Consider the following 20,250-nt stretch of genomic DNA (forward strand, 5'->3'; position numbering starts at 1 on the left):
AACATCGGTATGGCTATAAGCAACGCGTGCGAAGCCTGGGCCATAGTTCCAGGTTGTCGAACAGGTTATACCCGCGGGTGTCGAGTTCGCTTGTGGTGTTACGTGTCGTGTATTCAAGCGAATGGGAACCATTGATCTTGTTGTAGAACAAGCTACCGTCAAAGGACATTTGGCCAATCTGGTAACGTGTTCCTGCCTTATAGTTGTGTGACCGTGAAGGTTTGAATCCGGTATAATCCCACATGCCCGAATAGTTATAAATTGCTGTCTCCCCGATCGGAAGACCGCCAAATGACGTTCCCATTCCGGTATAAACCATCAGGTCATCAGTCAGGTCATATTCGGTGTTGGCGTTGCCGCTTAGGCCAAACTCGCTGAAATCCGATCCGTCGATGCCTTCAAACCATTGCTGGTCACCACGACCGCCAACCGAGACACGCCAACGATTCGTCAGCGACAGGCGCGCTTGGGTGAATAGGCCGATATTCGTCGATGTTTCCGTGAACCGGCCTGCAAGACCGCCAGGACGGGCCGTGTCACCGCCGCCGGTTGCCTCGTCGTGATAGAAATCAACACCGGTTGTGATATTGCCCATGCCGATATCAAAGGTATTGGCGGCTTTACCGTTAAGTGTTTCAATTTCGGCTTCAAGATGGGTATTGCCATTGAGTGCTGGAATATCAAGATGGGTTTTACTGTAATTCAGGCTAAGGTCCGGGGCCAACATGTCGGATGGTTGTTCATCAACATAACTGACACCAAGCGAAGTATCCTTGTATGAAATCCATTGGGGAGAAGCCCCGTTGGTCAAGGAGCCAAAGTTCGGACGGGCAGGACGAACACCTTCATCTTCAAGGTGGCTGGCAAATGCTTCAAACCGACCGCCACCATTTCCGGTAAAGGCAAATTTCCCCATGCCATTTTCGCTGCCATCAGCGGTGCCAGCGGCTTCGTTGCCGTCACCATCCTTATAGTTGCCCTGATTGCTGTTCTGAACATAGGCCAGTGCTTCAAAGCCTTCGTGCTGACCAGCAAGCGTCAACCATTCGCTGAAGCCTTGAGTGTTGCTGTTGTACTGGATTTTTGCCCAGCCACCGAACGGATCATTTTCGTCAAGAATATCGCGCGCATCTTTGGTTTCATATGACATGGAACCGCCAAGTGCGTTCGGACCTGCGTCTGCCGGGGCAATTCCGGCCTCGACACCAACTGATTTCAGCATGCCCGGATCAATGATCGCCGTGCCAATATGGTGGAAGCTGGAATCAACCTGCCGGGTGCCATCGACCTGCACATTGAGTTTGGTGTTCTCAATGCCCTGAACATAAATCTTTTGCGAAATTGCCGTTGGTCCAGAAACCTGAACTGAGGGCTCATTGGCAAACACATCTTTGATGGTTTGCGGGTTGGCACGGTCTAGATCGTCCTGATCAATTTCCACACCACCTGGAAGACTTGGCCCGGACTGTACGGACGCGGTAACTTCCACAGGCGGAAGAACGTTCTCGGCCTCATCGGTTTGATTGGCTTGGGCAAAGGCTGCAACAGGCAGCACGGCTATAGCAACACCGGCAAGAAGGGTGGAACGGAATAGCCCCCCGAACCGGGGAGATGTGTCTTGCAAGTGTAACTGAGGCATGTTCATTCCCTATCAAATAAATTGCAAATGCGAATGATTGTGAATATTATTATCTAGAGCGGTAAGGCAACAGGAATGATGTTTGCGAAATCGCCGGAGATGTTTGCGGAATCGTCAAACGTGCTTGCGCAACAGGCATTTTTAGCCATTCGCGCAATTGCTTAATGCTACTTCGTAAAAGTCGGAACGGCAGGAGAGGTTTGTGGTGGTAACAGTGCAACGGCCAGTAACACGGCGTGATTCTATTACCAGGAGCGAATTGGAAAAACTTGGTTCCCGTGTCAAAGGCATGGGCGGACTATTGGCAGGAGGCGGGGCGCTTATGAGCGGTCGAATGTCATTTAGCGATACCCGTTCATATCTTGACATTCACACCTCCGATACGATGGAGATGACGGACGCAATTGCCGATTATGAAGTCGGGGCAGCGGTCAAGGTTGCCATTGTTCTTAAAGGACGTGTGCAGGCGGAGTTTGATGGCGTCCCGGTTGATCTGGACGCACGTGACCATCCGGTTGGTTTTATCTGGTCCGTGTCACAGCCATCCAAGGTGCGGCGCTACATCCATAAAGGAAGCGAAATCAGCAAAGTCATGATTTCGGCCCATCTGGATTGGGTTGTCGAGAAATTGAAAAAATCACCGTCGCGCTATCGTGGAATTGTCGATTTTTTTCAATCGGGTATTTCCGTACGTACCTGGCAGCCTTCGCGACGGATACTTGCGCTGGCAAATCAGTTGATCTATCCACAGACGGACGAGCCGCTGCTTCGTGAGCTTTATTCTGAAAGCCGTGGTCTTGAGATTTTTGCCGAAGCTCTTGGCGCCTTACAGGCGGAAGAGAATACCCAGAAAGAACCAGATCCGATTGATCAGTATTTCAAAGCACAAGAAATTCGTGAATTTATCATTGAGCATATACCTGATGATTTGAGCCTGACCACTCTTTCACTATCTTTGGGGATGAGCGTTGCCAATCTACAGCGTATTTTCAAGAATGCTTATGGTACGACAATTAAGGATTTTATCCGAGAAACCCGTCTTGTCGCTGCGCGGGATGCCATGGAAAAAGACGGCCTGACCATTGGACAGGCCGCTTGGCTGGCTGGATATTCAAGTCCAGCCAATTTTGCCACGGCCTTCAAACGCGTCTTTGGCATGTCCCCGTCAGATTCTCGTGATCGTTAAGAAACAGATCATTTTATCTGATTATATGATTAAATTGGAACATCATTAATCAACCTACTTTGCCTTGGTTTACGTCTAACACCTGCACGGTAAAACGACGTCAGGCGCAAGGAGGACGTTCCTTGCGCCTGCTTTGGGCTGCGGATGGATTTGGGCCGTGCTTAGTCGTTAGATGTCAGACGTTTAACAAAGGCATCAACATCAGCACGCAACTGTTCAGAATTGCGTTGAAGTGTTTTCGAGACTTCGGACACCTCTGCTGCGACGGAACTGGTTCTGCTGGCCGTCCCGTTGACGGTTTCAAGGCTGGTATTCACATCCCGATTGGCCGAGGAAACTGTATTGATGTTGCCACTGATTTCGGTGGTGGCAGCGGCCTGTTGTTCAACAGCGGCTGAAATAGCGGTTACGGCATCAACAATCGCACCGATTTGCCCCGCGACTTCACGGATCGCCGTCACAGCTGCACCGGTGCTTGCCTGAACAGAATCAATTTGTTCGGTGATATCGCCGGTTGCCTTGGCGGTTTGATTGGCAAGATTCTTGACCTCGCTTGCGACCACGGCAAAGCCTTTGCCGGCTTCACCCGCGCGGGCAGCCTCAATCGTCGCATTTAAGGCCAGAAGGTTGGTCTGACTGGCAATTTTATCGATCAGATCAACAACGGTACCAATTTGCTCTGCTGCGGTATTTAAGGTTTCGATCGTATCGGACGTCGATTTGACCGATGCTTCCACCTCGTTTGATATGGTCGATGCGCGTGAAATCTGACTGGATATTTCACGGATGGAGCTATCAAGTTCTTCTGCCGCCCCGGCAACTGTCGTAGCATTATCAGCCGATATTTCCGCAGCACCGCGTGCCTTTTCAACTTCGGACTGGGTTTCATTCATGCTGGCAAGAAGCGTGTTTGACGCATGCGACATTTCGTCAGCAGATGTCGCAACCGCGGAAACGACGGTGCCAATGGTTGTTTCAAACTCGGTCGACATGTCATGAAGTTTGCGGTTGTAGGTATTCTGAGTTTCCTCGTAATAGACAGTGATGGCCATTTCCACATCAACCAGTAAGGCATTGGTCGCCGCAACCACCATCATGGATACATCTGCATCCTTGCGGAAATGCTTCAACAACAGGGAGGTAATTTCACCAAGCATGAAATTATAGGCCGAGACATAGGACTCAGGCGTCAGACCAATGCGTTCATGGGCTTTGCCAATACGCCGGACATCTTCATAGAATGAATCATCAAACGTGCCCTCGAACAGCTTTCCCCAATGTTTGCGCTGCGCATTATTTAAGCTGTCGATGTTCGATGGGTCTCCAATGATCTTGGCCAGGTCCGGGCGTCCCATGACCTTTTGGTAAAACACATCCAGAATTGGCGCGATGTTCTTATCAATGACCGGCCACGCTTTTTTAAGCAATTTGGCCTTTGTGTCGTTGAAATCAATAAATTCAAGGCGACGTCGAATTTCCGGATGCATGTATTGTCCCCCAAGGCGATAAAATGCGCTCTATGTGATTGGATATCCTTCTGTAAGTCTAGGTTGGGTACTGATCTTCATTGTGAACTATGCGTTGGTATGGTTTCCCGCCTTCCGTTAGAATAGTTTTACCTTTGCAAGACGTTTTAAACGTCAAAACGGGCTGAAATTTTTCCCAAAACCCGACCTGCCGCGTCGTGTGTCTGATGGTTTCATTCACATAGATCGCAAAGGTGCGAACATGCCAATTAATCCCGATCAATTACGTACCCTCGTCGTCCGCCCGGTTCTTGCCGCGCTGGATCTGTCTGCTCCGGATGTGGCCGAAAATCTGATCATGGGGACCGCCGCCCATGAAAGCCATCTGGGCGATTTCATCAAGCAGGTTGGCGGCGGCCCGGCAATGGGCATTTATCAGATGGAGCCGGCCACGCTAAATGATTGCTATGAAAACTATCTCGATTATTCCAGCCGGGCGGCGTTAAAGGCAAAGGTCGATGCGTATCTTGCCGTCAGTCCGGCTGTGGCGTCGTCAACCGGTTCGGGTGATCAGCCTGATAAGGCGAGCCAGCTTGCGACCAACCTGGCCTATGCAACGGCGATGTGTCGTATTCGCTATTACCGCGCCCCCGCAGCAATGCCGTCTGATCCAAACGATATCAATGCACTCGCGGCTTATTGGAAGCAGTATTACAACACCCCGCTTGGTGCCGGAACGCCCGAACAGTTCGTTGCCGACTATCAACGTTATATCGGGTAGGGGGCTCTAAGCTCTGCTTTCCGTAACGTCGATGAAAAAATAATTCATCGATTTCGCAAAAATAGTGGAAACCCACGCCTGTTTTAGCCAAAATCCCCCAACGAACGTCGGTGGTCGCGCAAAAAACCACCAAATTATAAGAATTTAAGGGGATTCCAATGAAACGTCGTCAGTTCCTTAAAGGGGCCAGTGTCGGTGTCGGCGCGGTTGCCGCATCCGTTGCCGCACCGGCAGTTGTTTCTGCGCAGGAAAGCCTGAATTGGCGCATGGTGATGCCATGGCCAAAGGGCACGCCGGGCCTTGGAACCAATGCGGAAAAATTCGCCGCCATGGTTAAGGAAATGTCGGGTGGCCGTTTGAACATCTCCGTCTTTGGCGGTGGTGAAATCGTCCCGCCGTTCGAATGCATGGATGCGGTGGAACAGGGTGTGGTCGAAATGGCCCACGGCACCCCGTATTACTGGCAGGGTAAAAATCCGGCGCTGAACTTCTTCTCGACCATTCCGTTTGGTCTGACCGCGTGGGAATTGTCCAGCTGGCTGCGCTTTGGTGACGGACAGAAATTGTGGGAAGAAGCCTACGACGAATTCAATGTTGTTCCGTTCTATGCCGGCAACTCGGGCATGCAGGCCGGTGGCTGGTTCAACAAGGAAATCAATTCGCTTGAGGATCTTAAGGGCCTTAAAATGCGCTATGCCGGTTTGGGTGGTGAAGCCATGCGCCGTGTCGGTGCAAACGTGACCATGATCCCGCCGGGCGAAATCATGCCTGCGATGCAAAGTGGCGCGATTGACGCAGCCGAGTGGGTTGGTCCATGGAACGATCTGGCATTTGGCCTGTATCAGGTCGCCAAATACTACTACACCCCGGCCTTCCACGAACCCGGACCCGGGCTTGAGATTTTCATCTCCAAGGACAAGTTCAACAGCCTGTCACCTGATATGCAGGCGATCATTCGCTATGCCGCACAGGCGATTGCTGAAAACACCCTTGCGGACTTTACCTTCAATAACCTGCAGTCCTATCAACCGCTGATCGACAAGGGTGTTGAAGTCCGTCAGTTCCCTGATGAAGTCATCATGGCGCTGGCCGAACAGTCCAAGGCCGCTGTTGATGAAATTGCCGCTAAGGATGAACTGTCTGGCCGCATTGCCGCAAGCTATCTTGATCTGGTCAAGAAGGGCGCACGCTACGGCAAGGAGTTCGAGGCCACCGGTCTTCTGCACCGCGCGAAAGTCTGGGGCTTCTAAGCCCAAAAAGCGCATCGTACGAACCACACATTGGGGACGTTTAAGTCCCGTCAGACAAAGGGGCGGCCATGTGGCCGTCCCTTTCGCATGGAAACCACAGGGTGAACTGTAAGGAAGTAATGTAAATGCCATGCAAGGCGCGTGATGCAGCATCCCGCAAAGATGAATTGTTGGGGGCGGCAAAAACCGTAACTTTGGCTGCATGTAAGGTTACGAAATTACCTTCGTGATCGTTTAACGCAAAAATTTGCCAATAAAAGATTGGGAGCCCCACAATGAAACGTCGTCAGTTTCTGAGCGGTGCTGGTGTTGCAGCGGGCGCGTTTGCCGCGACAGCCGCCGCACCAGCCATCGTCAAAGCCGAAGAAACCATCAATTGGCGGATGGTAATGCCATGGCCGAAAGGTACACCGGGCCTTGGTGCCAATGGTGAACTGTTTGCACAGCGTGTGAACAAAATGTCCGGTGGTCGTCTGAACATCACCGTTTATGGTGCGGGTGAACTGGTTCCGGCCCTTGAATGCATGGATGCGGTTGAGCAGGGCGTTGCTGACCTTGCACACGCCACCCCGTATTACTGGTTTGGCAAGGACCCGGCGGTTTCGTTCTTTACCACCATTCCGTTTGGCCTGATGGGCTGGGAACTTTCCGGCTGGCTGCGCTTTGGCGGTGGTCAGGAACTTTGGGATGAACTTTACGCCCAGTTCAACGCCAAGCCGTTCCTCGCGGGCAACACGGGCCTTCAGGCCGGTGGCTGGTTCAATAAGGAAATCAACAGCGTTGATGACCTTCAGGGCCTTAAAGTCCGTTATGCCGGTATCGGTGGCGAAGCCATGCGCCGTCTCGGTGCAAATCCGACCCTGCTTCCGGCTTCCGACATTCTGCCAAGCTTGCAGTCCGGTGCGATTGATGCGGCGGAATGGGTCGGCCCCTGGAACGATTACGCGTTCGGGCTGGCAAGTGTCGCCAAATATTACTACACCCCGGCATTCGCCGAACCGGGTTCGGGCATTGAAGTCTTTATCAACAAGGACAAACTTGCCGAGCTGCCAGAAGATTTACGCGAAATCGTTGCGGTTGCCGCACAGGCCAACACCGATCAGACCCTTGCCGACTTTGCGTTCAATAACGTTCAGTCCTATCAGGCGATCCTTGATAAGGGGACGGAAATCCGTCACTTCAACGACGATCTGATCCTTGCCTTTGCTGATGCGTCCAAGGCCGCAGTCGAAGAAATCGCGAACAAGAACGACCTGAATGGTCGTATCTATGCGTCGATGATGGATTTTGCCAAAAAAGCCGCACCGTATGGTAAGGAATTCGAGGCAACGGCACTCTTGCAGCGCGCCAAGGTATTTGCCCGCGACGCTTCCTGATTGCAGGAATTTGACAATAATAAAAGGCTGGCACTTTCGGGTGTCGGCCTTTTTGTTTGTGTGCTGCGATTGGCTTAGTGGACGGTCGGCGCGCCCGATGCCGAAGGCTGGGTGCCAGGTGCAGCAGGCACATCAAACGTAAAGGCGTCCTGATCCTTAAGCTCCTCATTCGCCGCCCGTTTGACCAGTTCAGCCGCCAGCACCAACGATGTCTCAATTGTCCATTTAAGCTGCTCGACCGCGGCTTCATTGCCAGCATTCAATGCTTCGGGCAGGATGCGTTCCTGAAGGAATTTGGCAACACCGGCAAAGGCGCGCGCGGCACTTTCGCAATTATCGCGTTCGACCATGAAGCGCCCGGTCTGTTCAATCGCATCGGCAATCCCTGCCAGATGGCCCATCATGATGCGAATTTCCCGGTCTTCGGTTTCAGTTTTCTTCGCGACAAAGCGCAAAATACCAGCGTAAAATCCGTAATCGGAAGCCATTTTAACAACTCTCTTAGGTCTTTGGTCGCAATGAGATTTGGGTCGTTTTAGACAATATGTCAGTCGTGGTATAGTCCCGATAACAGATAATTATAACTGCCTGAATTGGCAGCCAGATTACAGATACTTATACAGGGCCATTCACGGATGCTTCAGGGCGGACTGATCTTTATTGTTGCCATGGCCTATATCGGGCTTTTGTTCGCCATTGCCCATTATGGTGACAAGTATGCCGATAAATGGCGGGCGTCCAAGCTTAAGCCGACCATCTATGCGCTTTCCATGGCGGTCTATTGCACCAGTTGGACGTTCTTTGGCTCGGTCGGGACGGCGGCAACACGCGGCTGGGCATTCCTGCCGATTTATATCGGGCCATTGGTGATCATGATTTTCGGTTTTGGCATCATGGCCAAAATCGCCACGGTCTGCCGCGAACAAAACATCACCTCGATTGCTGATTTTCTGGGATCGCGCTATGGCAAAAGCCAAAGTCTGGCCGCCCTTGTTGCGGTGATCGCAGTGGTGGGTGTGCTTGCCTATATCTCGCTTCAGCTCAAAGCCGTGTCTTTGTCGTTCGATGTTTTGATTGGTCAGTTGGGCGAACAGATCGTCAGCCATTCGGCATCGGACTTTTCCAAGGACACCGCGTTTTATGTCACGATTTTGATGGCGGTTTTTGCCATCCTGTTTGGCGTGCGCTACATCCACGCATCAGAACATCATGACGGCTTGATCCTGGCGGTGGCCTTCGAAAGCATCGTCAAACTGGTCGCCCTTTTGCTGGTTGGTGTGTTTGTCGTCTATGGGCTATTTGACGGATTTGGCGATATGAATGCGCGCGCCATTGCCGATCCGACCGTGCGCCAAATATTTAAACCCGATACGTGGCTAACCTCGCATTTCTTTATTTCAACGCTTCTGGCGGCTTTTGCGATTTTCTGTCTGCCGCGTCAGTTCCATGTGACCTTTGTGGAAAACGACGACAGCCGCAACCTGACCAGTGCGCGCTGGCTGTTTCCCGCTTATCTGATTGCGATCAATATCTTTGTTGTGCCAATTGCGGTGGCGGGGCTGTTTCTGTTTCGCGGTGATCCGACGGTTAATCCCGATACATTCGTTCTGACCTTACCCTTATTGGCCGGGCAAAACTGGTTGGCGGTTTTGGCCTTTATTGGCGGGTTGTCAGCCAGTACGGGGATGGTGATTGTATCGTGCGTCGCGGTCTCGACTATGGTCTGTAACGATCTGGTCATGCCGCTTTTGCTGCGCTCGGAAAAACTGCAAAGCCGCATGTCGGGCGATGTCAGTCAGGTGTTGCTCAAAGTTCGCCGGGCGGCGGTGATTGTATTGTTGTTTCTGGCCTATGGGTTTTACCGGTTTCTGTCGGAAAAATATGCGCTGGCTGATATCGGCATGCTGTCCTTTGCCGCGATGGCGCAATTTGCCCCGGCGGTTTTGGCTGCGATTTACCTCAAATCAATCAACCGGACCGGGGTGCGCCTTGGTCTGGCGTGGGGGTTCATTCTGTGGGCCTATACGCTTTTGCTGCCGGGCTTTGTTCAGGGTGGTCTGTTGCCGGTATCGATCCTGACCGACGGGCCGTTTGGCATCGGCATTTTGCGCCCGCAGGCCTTGCTGGGTGTTGGGATCGAAGATCCGCTGACCCATGGGGTGGTCTGGTCGCTGGGGCTGAACTTCGTTCTGATGTTTGTTGGGTCGGCTGTCGGCGTGCAGGGGGTGACCCAACGTCGTCAGGCCCAACGCTTTGTCGATGTCTGGCGCAAAGACACCCGTGCGCGCACCGATACATGGCCGGGCAGGGTGACGCTGGGCGATCTTGAAGACCTCGCCGCACGGTTCTTGGGCAAACACTGGGCGCAGCGTGCGTTTCGCAATTACCTGCAACAACGCGCGGGTGCGGCCAAGCGGTCCGACATTGCCGATGTTGATGCCGCAAACTTTACCGAACATTTGCTATCTGGCGCGGTTGGTGCCGCATCATCGCGCGTGGTGATGGCGTTGCTGTTGCCCGATAAGGCCGTATCGCGCCGCGATGCGATGGAATTGCTTGATGAGGCGTCCGAGGCGATCAAGTTTAACCGCGACCTTTTGCTCAATACGCTTGAAAACATTTCCCAGGGGGTCGGGGTGTTTGACCAGAACCTGCGTCTGGCAACCTGGAATCATCGCTTCATTGATCTTCTGGGCCTTGCCACCAGCGACATTCAGGTCACCTTGCCCCTGTCTGAACTGGTCGCGATTTGCCGTGAAAACACTGTGCGCGCGGTTGATATTGATATTATCCTCGGCCGCAATGCCGCCCCGCAAATGCGCCGCTTGCCCCATACCTATGAGCGCAAACGGTCCGACGGCATGGTGCTTGAAATCCGCACCAACCCGATGCCCGATGGCGGCTTTGTCGCCACCATTGCCGACATCACCGCGCGTGTGCGCACCGAAGAGGCCTTGCGCGAAAGCGAACGCAACATTCGCATTTACACCGATAATATTCCGGTAATGATCGCCTATGCCGATAAAAATCAGCGCCTTCGCTTTACCAACCGCCCCTATGAAAAGATGTTTGGCCTGCGCCGGGTTGAGGCGCATGGCATGGCCGTCCGCGAAGCGGTGGGTGAGGAACGCTATGTCCATCTTGCCCCGATGATTGCGCTCGTCCTTGAAGGATACCGCCAAAGCTTTGAAATCGAATTCCCGGCGATCACGCGCAACCGTAATGACGAGCGCGGAATTCTCGGCGTGCGCGAAGGCCGCTATGCCGAAGGCACCTATATCCCGCACTTTGACGAAACCGGCGAAGTGCTGGGCTATTTTTGTATTTATCACGACATCACCGAACGCAAAACCGCCGAACAGGCGCTCAAAGAAGCCAACGAAGGGCTTGAGGCCCGCGTCACCGAACGTACCCACGCACTGGAAGTCCTTAATTCCGAATTGTCGGTCGCCAAGGAACAGGCCGAAACCGCCAACGATACCAAAACACGGTTCTTTGCCGCCGCCAGCCACGATTTGCTCCAACCGCTCAACGCCGCGCGTCTGTTCACCGTCGCCCTTGGCGGCAAGCATGGCCTGGCCGAGGATGTGTTTGATCTGGTCGGTAAGGTGGACCTATCGCTTAAGGGGGTTGAGGAACTGCTCAACGAGCTTCTTGATATCTGCAAACTTGATGCAGGCGCGATGAAGCCAACCATTCGCGACTTTGCGCTGGGCGATGTGTTGGGCGCGCTTGAAACCGAATTTGGCCCGGTCGCCGAACACGCGGGGCTTAGCTTTAAGGTCCATAAACGCGACCTTTGGGTCAGAAGTGACTCACGCCTGCTACGTCGTATCCTGCAAAACTTCATTTCCAACGCCATGCGCTATACCCGAACCGGCGGGGCGGTGGTCGGGTGCCGTGTGCGCGGTGATCATGTGCGGGTGGAGGTCTGGGACAGCGGGCCGGGCATCCCTGAGGATAAACTGAAAATCATCTTCCGCGAATTCCATCGCCTTGAAGGCCCCGAAACCACCGATGTAAAGGGCCTTGGGCTTGGCCTTGCCATCGTCGAACGGTTGGGCCGGTCCCTTGATCACGCTGTCTCGGTGCGATCCCGCCCCGGACGCGGCACGGTGTTTTCCGTTGATGTGCCACTGGGCATCGCCGCCCCGCAAACCGCGACCAAGCCCAAACGCCGCATGGCGGGCGAACTGGGGGGCTTGCGCGTGCTGTGTATCGACAACGAACCCGATATTCTGGATGGCATGCGCGCGATGCTCGAAAACTGGGATTGCGTCGTCGCAACCGCGCGCTCTGGCGCAGTTGCCGAAGAAATGCTGACCAAGGACGGCACAGATGGCAAACCAGCCTTTGCACCCGACATCATCCTTGCCGATTATCACCTTGATTCCGGCCAGACCGGCCTCGACTGCCTGATCAAACTGCGCGATGTTCACGGCGTTAACGTACCGGGCGTGCTCATCACCGCCGACCGCGCCACAGAAACCAGCGACCTGATCCGCGATCAGGGTTTCTCGCTGCTCAACAAGCCTCTGCGGCCAGCGAAACTGCGGGCATTGATGACGCGCGCACTTAATCGGTTGGGGAGTGATGCGGCGGAGTAATAATTATTTGTCACTTAAGGTGTGGCTGCATTAACCTACTACTTTAAGGCGAATAAATAATTCGGTGGTAAGGCGTGGCAATATATCGGTTTTTGATTCCTTGTGCTGCTTTTGTCTTCTTTGGTGTAAGTGCCATGGATGGGGCCAATGCCACTGATATAAAAGAATGTTCAGATTTATCTTCGATTATCTTTGTCTCGGATACGGAGATTGATGAGACGGTCGAACTGGCAGAAAAATGCAAAGATGAAGCGTTAGGGCACTCTTACCTTCAGAGCGCATTAATAGGGCTATACCGTAATCAGGAAGAGCACGTCATTGAAGATTTGGCTGTGCCGGATTCAGAAAAATCCGCCGAAAGTTATTTCAAGGCGTTCAGCATACGTAAGAGTTTCATACAGGGCGCGCTCACTGCTAGCGATAAGGGCCGGAAGACATATTCGTATCTTTTTGAAAGTGTAAAGCGCGGTAGTTTGTACGGAAGTGCCTACGTAACTTACATGGGGCTGTTTAGGGACAAAAAGTGGGCGGGAAACTATGTTGAGAACCTCAAGCCTCTGGGCACAGGGCATTTAAGTGCAGTCAATCAGTTGCTCAACCATTTGAACAGAACTTGCTTTTATTCGACCGTGTTTCCAAGCAAGAATCCACCTGCGCCCGAGCCGCTTGTTCTTGAGCACTATTGGCAGGCCCCTGAATTTGCACAAATGCTTGTTTTGCTTCGAGAGAATGACTGTGAGCATGTTGAGAATTTCATTTCTACTCATGCGGTCAAGCCAAAACTGATTTCCGAGTTTTTTGTTACTGAAATGTCTCACGCGTGGGAACTCGAAAATGTAGATGAATTATCGATTTTTAAACTGCGTGAGGCAGCAAATCAGTACGCTAAATCTACGCTTCCTGAGGCCGTAGAGGATTGGGTGCAACGTTACAAGTCTTTTGAACGAGATAGCCCGCTTAACTGGTGTGATGAAAACCATCCGGACAAATTGAACTTATGTTATCGATTTGCGTTTTTTGATGACTTTTACTGCAAGAGTGTACTGTCAGTCGAAGGATACGTGGATCAACTGACACGCTCAGCTGAGTATAATTATTGCCGCTCCATGGACTTTGCGGGCATGTTGGAAATTTCCAATGATGATTAATAGGTCATCCTGAGACTTTGTCAGCAGGACATCTTGAACGTAAATCAGTTTGTCGCTCTCAAATAATTCAACAAACGGTGTTAGGCATTTGTAAGCGCAAGCTTTGTCCCCATTGCAATAAAGGCTCCGGCAAAACCTTTGCCCAGCCAGCCCATGACATTCGGGCGTTCAATGATGTGGCGGCGCAGGGCCGCAGCAAAGACCCCATACACCACAAACACCCCAAACGTCATCGCCATGAAAACAAGGCCAAGCAGGGTCATTTCGCCAGTCGTATCGGGCGTGTTAGCGCTAACAAATTGCGGTAGGAAGGCGAGGAAGAAAACCGACAGTTTGGGATTGAGCAAATTAAGCAAAATCCCGTCGCGGATGATTTTGGCGATGCTGGCCGGGCTGTCATTGGCGGTGACTTTCATCGCGCCCGTGCCATGCCACATCCCCCACGCCATATAAAGCAACCACGCCACCCCAAGATAGCGCACGACCTCAAACGCAACCGCACTTGTATGAAGCAAGGCGGACAGGCCAAGGATGCAGGCGGCCATATGCGGCACAATGCCAAGCGTGCAGCCAAAGGCCGCCCAGATGCTGGCTTTTGTGCCGCGCCCCAATCCAAGCGCAAGGGTATAAATCACGCCGGTTCCCGGCAGTAAAACAACAATCAGCGATGTCAGAAGATATTCAAAAGTGATCATGGCGGTTCCGTTCAATTGGCTGTACTGATCGCCAAAATAGGCGGATCGGGCAGGGCATTCTTGAACGAAATTGCAGGATGATTTCGCCAAGTCCGTCATTCCGGGTGGAGCGAAGCGGAGGCCCGGAATCCATGGGCTGTCGAGGCTAAGGTGGATTCCCACCTTCGTGGGAATGACGGTTGGTTGGTTGTTGTTTTGTTTGTCGTCTGTGAATGCTTGGCTCAGTTCTCCCGCACTGCACGGGCATAGCGGCCCGGTGTCATGCCAAAGGCCCGGACAAAATGACGGTTGAGGTGGCTTTGATCAGCAAAGCCCGCCCCATGGGCGATATCAGCAAGCGTTTCGCCGCGTTTGATCATATCGCGTGCAAGGTCAATACGCCGCTGGATCAAATAGGCATGTGGGGTCAGGCCCGTCGCGCGGGTGAAATCGCGCAGGGTTTGAAATTTGCTCAAGCCTGCTGCCTTGGCAAGGTCGTCAAGGCTGTGCGATGTGGTCGGGGCATCGTCAAGCAATGCCTTGGCGTTCCGGATGCGGTTGCTGGCAACTGCGGTGCGTGATGCTGTGGGCAAGCCCGGCGCGCCGGGGTGGTCCGGTGTCATCACCGCATGATGCAGCAAGATCAACAACATTTCCTGACGGCGCAATCGCGCCGCGTTGGCTGTGCCGTTGGTGATGGCATCAAAAAGGGCGGCAAAACAGTTGCGGACATCTGGTCGGTCCATCACCGGCTGGACGAAGCTATATTGGTCGCTTTTGCCATCCGTCATATCGCGCGCGGCATCGGCAATCAGGTCGGGCGCGAAATACAGCATGTTCCAGCCACGCGGCCCATCACCAATTGGATGACCATCGTGCACTTCGCGCGGATTGACCGTGATGATGTTGCCCGCACCGGATTCGACCATGCCGCGCCCGGATGCGGACTTTTGCGCCCCCGCATACATATATCCGATCCCGAATGTTTCATGGGTGTGTTTGGCAAAGCTGTGCCGTGTCTTGGCCATAATGGCCTCGACCCCTGTGCAATCATGGGAAAGGATGGTGATTTCATCGCGCGACATGGCGCAAAGGTGGCAGCATATCGTGCGATTGGCAATCATCAGATGGGCGAAAGAGTACCGAAATTTGACGACATGACCCTACGGCGTTTCGGTTTGTGCCGGTGGTTTGGGTTTGCCCCGTGCCAGACCCGTCCCGTTATTGCCCGGTACATGCGGGCCCAAAAGTTCGCGCAACCCGCCCAACCCTTCGACGTGATTGGCAATGACACTGGTGACAATCAAAAGCGGTACGGCAACCAGCACCCCGACAAAGCCCCAAAGCCAACCCCAAAACGCAATCGCCAGAATGATGGCGATGGAGTTGATCCGAAGCCTGTTGCCGACAAGGGCGGGTGTGATCAGCTGTCCCTCAAGGGCGGTGCAGGCAAGATACAGGGCAGGGGCGAGTAACGCCTCGCTCGTGGTTTGGACCGATACCAATGCAACAACACCCACCAGCATGACCCCGCACAGCGCGCCAAGGACCGGAACAAAGTTCAGAACCGCGGCGGCAACACCCCACAGGAACGGGTTGGGCATGCCAATAACGGCCATAAGCGTGCCAATGACAATGCCAAGGATGATGTTGATTGCCGAAATCGTCGCAAGATACCGCGATACTTCGCGTTCAACGTCATGGGCAATCCGCAACCCCTTGCGCCGGTCGCCAAAGGTCGGAAGGGCGCGCACCATTTTTTCATAAACCAAATCCCCACCCGACAGGATAAACAGCAACAAAACAAGCATCAGCGCAATGCCTGTGGCAATGCCCGGTGCGCCCTGGGCAGCCTGACTGATCAGGTTGGGTTCGGCGACGACAACTTTTTGAATGTCGTCGCCCTCATTGTTTTGGTCGGTGGCCTCTGACACCTGTTTTTGCGCATCGCGAAGCTTATCAAGCGGTTCGCCAAGATCAGCCAGACGCAAGCGTAATTGCCGTTCGATTTGCGGGGCTTCATCGATCCAGCCCGATACCGGCCCACTGAGCCCGTAAACCCCGGCAATGGCCGTGGCAGTTAAGCCCAGCACAATCGTAAAGGCCGTCAGGACACGCGGAATACGCACCCGGGCGAATGTCCGAACCACGGGTGAAAAGACCAGCGACAGCAAAAAGGCAAGGGTGATGGGGAATAAAAGGTCCTGCGCGATGTAAATGCAGCCAAGGCTCAGAACCCCAAACGTCCCGATCACCGATATTGTCCGCGCACGGCGGTAGGCACGCGCGCGTGCTGCTTGTCGGGCATCATCTTGCCGGGTATCATTGGCTTTGGTTTGATCCAGACTGTCTTCTTGCGCTGCGATTGGATCGCTCATGCAATTTGCTCCGCTTCGTCCCTGCCGGGCAAAATTGCAAGCGGCAGCATTACGCGTGTTTAACGCCCTGTCGGATGGGGATGTTCCGCACTATCGGGTTCTCAGATGGCAAAGTATGTAGTGATCAGTGTGCCGCATCACGCAAAATCACGCAAATAGATCAAGGGCGCACCATCAAATGCATGGTGCGCCCAAAGATTTTGATCAAGAAGGTTTCAGCACTCAGCCATAAAAGGGCGATGCCATGTCACGGCTTGCCGCCTCGGTAACCGGGGCATCAAACACGCGGGTATAAAAGGCCGCGTTCAACGTTTTGGCTTCACCCGGGAAGTAATCAAGGGCAAATTTTCGGGCGTTTTCAAGGGAGTCAAAGGCATAGAAACCGCCAACCGTTCCGGTGTGAAGGCCGCTTAGCCAGGTTTTGGACAAAAGGCCCGGTTGTTGTTTCAAAACCGGATTAAATGCCCGCCATGGCCCATTATCAAACGGCAAAACATGAAGTTGCACCTCGGTATAGACAAATGCGGCCGGGGTTGTTTTCGGGGACGCGCCGTAATGCACTGAATTCATATCAATGCTGGCCTCGGCTGTTGCGGTGGCGTCAAAAATGCGGGTGGTCTGGGCGACACCGAAATTGCGGGCCTCGGCCGGGAAGTAATCGGTAACGAATGCTTGCGCATTTTCGATTGAGTCAAAGGCATAGATACCGCCTGCCGAATTGTTGCCAACCCCCGACAGCCACGTCTTGTTCAAAAATCCCGGTTTGGTTTTAATCGTCTCGTTGATCTGCTGCCACGGCACCTGATCAAAAGGGGCCGAGATTTGAAGTTCGGTATAGACAAAAGCTTTCTGTGACATGGGATGGGTTCCTGTTTTCTGCGAAAGGGGGCCGGCATCGGCCAAAGACGGGATAAGAAGGCCTGTGCCTGTTGCGGCCAAGCCGGCCGCCGCGAACGTCAAGAATTCACGGCGGTCAATCTGGGTTGGGGGTAAATCCACGGTATGTTTGATGTCGGATGTCATCGTGGTTGATCCGTAAAGTTAAAAATATAACGAACGTTATATAAGTGAATGATCGACAATCGTGTGGCTGTCAATTAAAAATATAACGACCGATATATTTTGAGGATCCCATGGTTAAAAACCTGACGCGCAAGGAAGAAACCCGCCGCAACATGCTGGACGCGGCAAGTCGCGGTTTTCGTGAAAACGGATTTGCCGGGGTGGGGGTTGATGGCATTGCCAAGGCGGCCAATGCGACGTCCGGCGCATTTTATGCCCATTTTGGGTCAAAGGATGGGGCATTTCGGGCCGCACTTGATCTTGGGCTTGATGAAGTGATCGATGGTATCCCACGGTTTCAGCGTGAGTATGGCGATGGCTGGACCGACGCCTTCATTGAGTATTATCTCGGGCGTGCGCATCGCGATGATTTTGCGTGTGGCTGTGCGATGACCAGTCTTTCGCCGGAAATGACGCGCGCAGATGCGCAAACGCGCGCCCTGTACGACCGCAAAATGCAAACCATCGCAACCTTGATTGCCAAAGGACTGCCGCAGTTCGATCCGCAACAGCAACGCGCCAAGGCATGGGCTTTTCTGGGGATATTGATCGGCGGGCTGACCATGGCGCGCGCCTTAGGTGACGACAGCGCCATAGATGACGTCTCCGTCGCGATCAAGGTCGCCGCAGCAGGGCTTTTGACAGCCTGATGTGTTGACGATCACGAATTGGACTCTGGCGAATGCACACTTCATCTCACCAACATGGATGGCCTCCCGGCAGGGCGAAACTTATGCTGGCGGTTTTGTAATTCAACGGACCTAAAACGAAAACGGCATCCGTCTGGACGCCGTTTCGATTTGGTTATCCACTATCACATAATTAGAAGCGTTTGATCAGTGCAAAGCGAATATTGTGGGACATGAAGTCAGCATCATAGTCGAAATCAGCAGTGTTTCCAGCGTCTAAATAGCCGGAGCCGTTTACAATACCCGGATAATAGCTAAACAGATACTCGCCGCGCAGGACCCAATCGCTATCGAGTTGATACCCGGCGCCAATGCTTGATGACAGGCCAAGCACTGTCTTTGTGTCGCTAAATGTCAGGCTTTCTGCATTGTCACTAAACTTGTGGGTTGTTTTGAACCGGCTTACTGACGGTCCGAAAGACGCGTACAACAGATAGTTGTCAACTGCATACCCAATCTTTGGGCGCAGGCTAAGCGAGAAGTCGCTTTCAACTTTCAATTCGCTGTTAAACGGTTGGTTGTTGGTGTTGTAAATGCGGCTTATTGCTTCTGTCTCTGAAAAGGAAATGAAGCTTAAATCACCTTCAAAACCGTACACCATATTGCCCGATTGGAAATCGTAGCCAAAAAGGGCGGCACCGGTAACATCCAGATCCTCAATGTTTTGGTTCAGGAGTGGATTGAGTTGTGCGCTATCGCTGCTTGTACCGTTGTTCGTAAAGTAATCGCTTTCAAGCGCACGACTGTCAGGTTTTACTGCGCTGTAGGAACCGCCAAGCGCCAAGCCACCATACAGACCCTGCCAATTTGCAGTTTGATCGGCAGAAGCGATGGTTGTGAAAAACGTGCAACTGCTCAGAGCAGTGCAAACGACGGCGAATGCTTTTAAAGAACGATGCACCTGTGTTCCTCCTGAAATGGCGCGATTATCTGATTCTGGACAGTTTTATCTGGTGAATCTACCGACAAAACATCAGAACTTCCTAACCTAAGTCGATGACTACAAGGCTGTCTAGAAGAAACTTGCGTAGAAGAAGTGCTTCGCGAGCCGGGTGACTTTATGTCTCGATTGCCGGTTCCTGAAGCTGTAACTCACGGGCAATGATTACGGCCTGAGTACGGCTATGGACCGAAAGTTTGCGCAGGATCGCCGATACATGGGCCTTCACCGTGGCTTCGGTGACATCAAGCTCATAGGCAATCTGCTTATTAAGCTTGCCTTCGGTCAGCATATTCAAAACACGAAGCTGTTGCGGGGTCAGTTGGCCAATTTTTTCCGCCAGATTAGTGGCCTCGTCGTCGGCTGGGCCATTTTCCATGGCATCGCGTGCCCAGTCGGGCATCCACATCCCGCCATCCAGAACGGTTTTGACCGCAAGACCGATTTGATCGACCGGGGCGGATTTCGGAACGAATGCCGATGCCCCGTATTCGATGGACCGGCGCACAACCGGCATGTCCTGACTGGCCGAAACAATCGATACCGGGATGTCGGGATACGACGCGCGCAGGGTAAACAGGCCGGTAAAACCGTTCATACCGGGCATATGAAGATCAAGAAGAACAAGATCGATATCGCCCTTGTGGGCTTCGATCTGCTCGATGGCTTCAAACAGGCTTCCGGCCTCATATAATGTCACGTTATCCAGTTCTGTTGACAATGCTTGTTTAAGGGCACCACGCACAAGCGGGTGATCATCTGCGATCAGAATCTGGAACGTTTCGGACATTGGCGATTTCCCTTGGAAGTGATTTTTCCCCGTCAGGTCGCAATTATTCTATTCCGATTAATCGGACTCACAAAACAGAAGGTGAGAATATGATTGGGATAGTTTGATTATTGGCTTGGGTGCGACCCGGATTGCGTCCGTCTGCACAGCCACTGGCGGGCAGAAGGAGTGAGGGAAACCAAAGATCACTCTCGCCCCACGAAATGTGAAACTTCGGCCCCCCTCGCGCCACCGTTTGGGATTATGCATACTAAATTCGGCGCC

General features: G+C 53.0%; 16 protein-coding genes and 1 pseudogene. 7 read left to right on the forward strand and 10 right to left on the reverse strand.

Annotated features, from left to right (window positions below):
• Positions 1 to 13 precede the first annotated feature (13 nt).
• A complete protein-coding gene (locus AC0VXT_RS07750; RefSeq protein WP_475548176.1) occupies positions 14 to 1,639 on the reverse strand; it encodes a TonB-dependent receptor plug domain-containing protein in 1,626 nt (541 codons plus the stop codon).
• Between the two features lie 322 nt (positions 1,640 to 1,961).
• Between AC0VXT_RS07750 and AC0VXT_RS07755 the strand changes: the two genes are divergently transcribed.
• Positions 1,962 to 2,825: a helix-turn-helix transcriptional regulator gene (locus tag AC0VXT_RS07755; protein WP_475548177.1), complete on the forward strand. Its 864-nt coding sequence runs from the start codon at positions 1,962 to 1,964 to the stop codon at positions 2,823 to 2,825.
• Between the two features lie 161 nt (positions 2,826 to 2,986).
• Here AC0VXT_RS07755 and AC0VXT_RS07760 read toward each other — a convergent pair whose 3' ends face one another.
• A complete protein-coding gene (locus AC0VXT_RS07760) occupies positions 2,987 to 4,312 on the reverse strand; it encodes a protoglobin domain-containing protein (protein WP_475548178.1) in 1,326 nt (441 codons plus the stop codon).
• A 241-nt stretch (positions 4,313 to 4,553) separates the two neighbouring features.
• Between AC0VXT_RS07760 and AC0VXT_RS07765 the strand changes: the two genes are divergently transcribed.
• The 3 genes from AC0VXT_RS07765 to AC0VXT_RS07775 all read left to right on the forward strand — a co-directional run bounded on the left by AC0VXT_RS07765 (position 4,554) and on the right by AC0VXT_RS07775 (position 7,698).
• A complete protein-coding gene (locus tag AC0VXT_RS07765; protein ID WP_022733582.1) occupies positions 4,554 to 5,072 on the forward strand; it encodes a hypothetical protein in 519 nt (172 codons plus the stop codon).
• Positions 5,073 to 5,230: 158 nt separating this feature from the next.
• Positions 5,231 to 6,322 carry a TRAP transporter substrate-binding protein gene (locus AC0VXT_RS07770; RefSeq protein ID WP_475548179.1) on the forward strand — a complete coding sequence of 364 codons (1,092 nt, stop codon included), beginning with the start codon at positions 5,231 to 5,233 and terminating at the stop codon, positions 6,320 to 6,322.
• Between the two features lie 275 nt (positions 6,323 to 6,597).
• Entirely contained in the window at positions 6,598 to 7,698 is a 1,101-nt protein-coding gene (locus tag AC0VXT_RS07775; protein WP_276653885.1) for a TRAP transporter substrate-binding protein, read from the forward strand.
• A gap of 74 nt (positions 7,699 to 7,772) precedes the next feature.
• On the opposite strand, the gene AC0VXT_RS07780 is transcribed toward AC0VXT_RS07775, so the two are convergent.
• On the reverse strand, positions 7,773 to 8,186 hold the full coding sequence (locus AC0VXT_RS07780) for a hypothetical protein (protein WP_475548180.1): 414 nt from the start codon (positions 8,184 to 8,186) through the stop codon (positions 7,773 to 7,775).
• Positions 8,187 to 8,333: 147 nt separating this feature from the next.
• Here AC0VXT_RS07780 and AC0VXT_RS07785 point away from each other — a divergent pair, with 147 nt between their 5' ends.
• Positions 8,334 to 12,305: a hybrid sensor histidine kinase/response regulator gene (locus AC0VXT_RS07785; RefSeq protein WP_475548181.1), complete on the forward strand. Its 3,972-nt coding sequence runs from the start codon at positions 8,334 to 8,336 to the stop codon at positions 12,303 to 12,305.
• Between the two features lie 74 nt (positions 12,306 to 12,379).
• Complete coding sequence (locus tag AC0VXT_RS07790; RefSeq protein WP_475548182.1) at positions 12,380 to 13,453, forward strand: hypothetical protein; 1,074 nt, start codon at positions 12,380 to 12,382, stop codon at positions 13,451 to 13,453.
• An 80-nt stretch (positions 13,454 to 13,533) separates the two neighbouring features.
• Here the strand turns inward: AC0VXT_RS07790 and AC0VXT_RS07795 are convergent, their stop codons facing one another.
• The 5 genes and pseudogenes from AC0VXT_RS07795 to AC0VXT_RS07815 form a co-directional block, all read right to left on the reverse strand.
• Positions 13,534 to 14,148, reverse strand: a complete 615-nt coding sequence (locus AC0VXT_RS07795) for a LysE family translocator (RefSeq protein ID WP_475548183.1) — start codon at positions 14,146 to 14,148, stop codon at positions 13,534 to 13,536.
• A gap of 221 nt (positions 14,149 to 14,369) precedes the next feature.
• Positions 14,370 to 15,155, reverse strand: a complete 786-nt coding sequence (locus AC0VXT_RS07800; RefSeq protein WP_475548184.1) for an AraC family transcriptional regulator — start codon at positions 15,153 to 15,155, stop codon at positions 14,370 to 14,372.
• Positions 15,156 to 15,290: 135 nt separating this feature from the next.
• Positions 15,291 to 16,505 carry an AI-2E family transporter gene (locus AC0VXT_RS07805; RefSeq protein ID WP_475548185.1) on the reverse strand — a complete coding sequence of 405 codons (1,215 nt, stop codon included), beginning with the start codon at positions 16,503 to 16,505 and terminating at the stop codon, positions 15,291 to 15,293.
• A gap of 222 nt (positions 16,506 to 16,727) precedes the next feature.
• On the reverse strand, positions 16,728 to 17,363 hold the full coding sequence (locus AC0VXT_RS07810; protein WP_475548571.1) for a YdhR family protein: 636 nt from the start codon (positions 17,361 to 17,363) through the stop codon (positions 16,728 to 16,730).
• Positions 17,364 to 17,435: 72 nt separating this feature from the next.
• A pseudogene (locus tag AC0VXT_RS07815) lies at positions 17,436 to 17,528 on the reverse strand (hypothetical protein); the annotation flags it as partial.
• A 110-nt stretch (positions 17,529 to 17,638) separates the two neighbouring features.
• Between AC0VXT_RS07815 and AC0VXT_RS07820 the strand changes: the two are divergent.
• Positions 17,639 to 18,217 carry a TetR/AcrR family transcriptional regulator gene (locus AC0VXT_RS07820; RefSeq protein ID WP_475548186.1) on the forward strand — a complete coding sequence of 193 codons (579 nt, stop codon included), beginning with the start codon at positions 17,639 to 17,641 and terminating at the stop codon, positions 18,215 to 18,217.
• 172 nt (positions 18,218 to 18,389) lie between these two features.
• Here AC0VXT_RS07820 and AC0VXT_RS07825 read toward each other — a convergent pair whose 3' ends face one another.
• Both AC0VXT_RS07825 and AC0VXT_RS07830 read right to left on the reverse strand, forming a co-directional pair.
• Positions 18,390 to 19,157, reverse strand: coding sequence for an outer membrane protein (locus tag AC0VXT_RS07825; protein ID WP_475548187.1), 768 nt, complete (start codon positions 19,155 to 19,157; stop codon positions 18,390 to 18,392).
• 157 nt (positions 19,158 to 19,314) lie between these two features.
• Positions 19,315 to 19,986: a response regulator gene (locus tag AC0VXT_RS07830; RefSeq protein ID WP_101303961.1), complete on the reverse strand. Its 672-nt coding sequence runs from the start codon at positions 19,984 to 19,986 to the stop codon at positions 19,315 to 19,317.
• Between the last annotated feature and the right edge of the window lie 264 nt (positions 19,987 to 20,250).

The sequence above is a fragment of the Thalassospira sp. Z349TD_5 genome, from assembly GCF_056173045.1.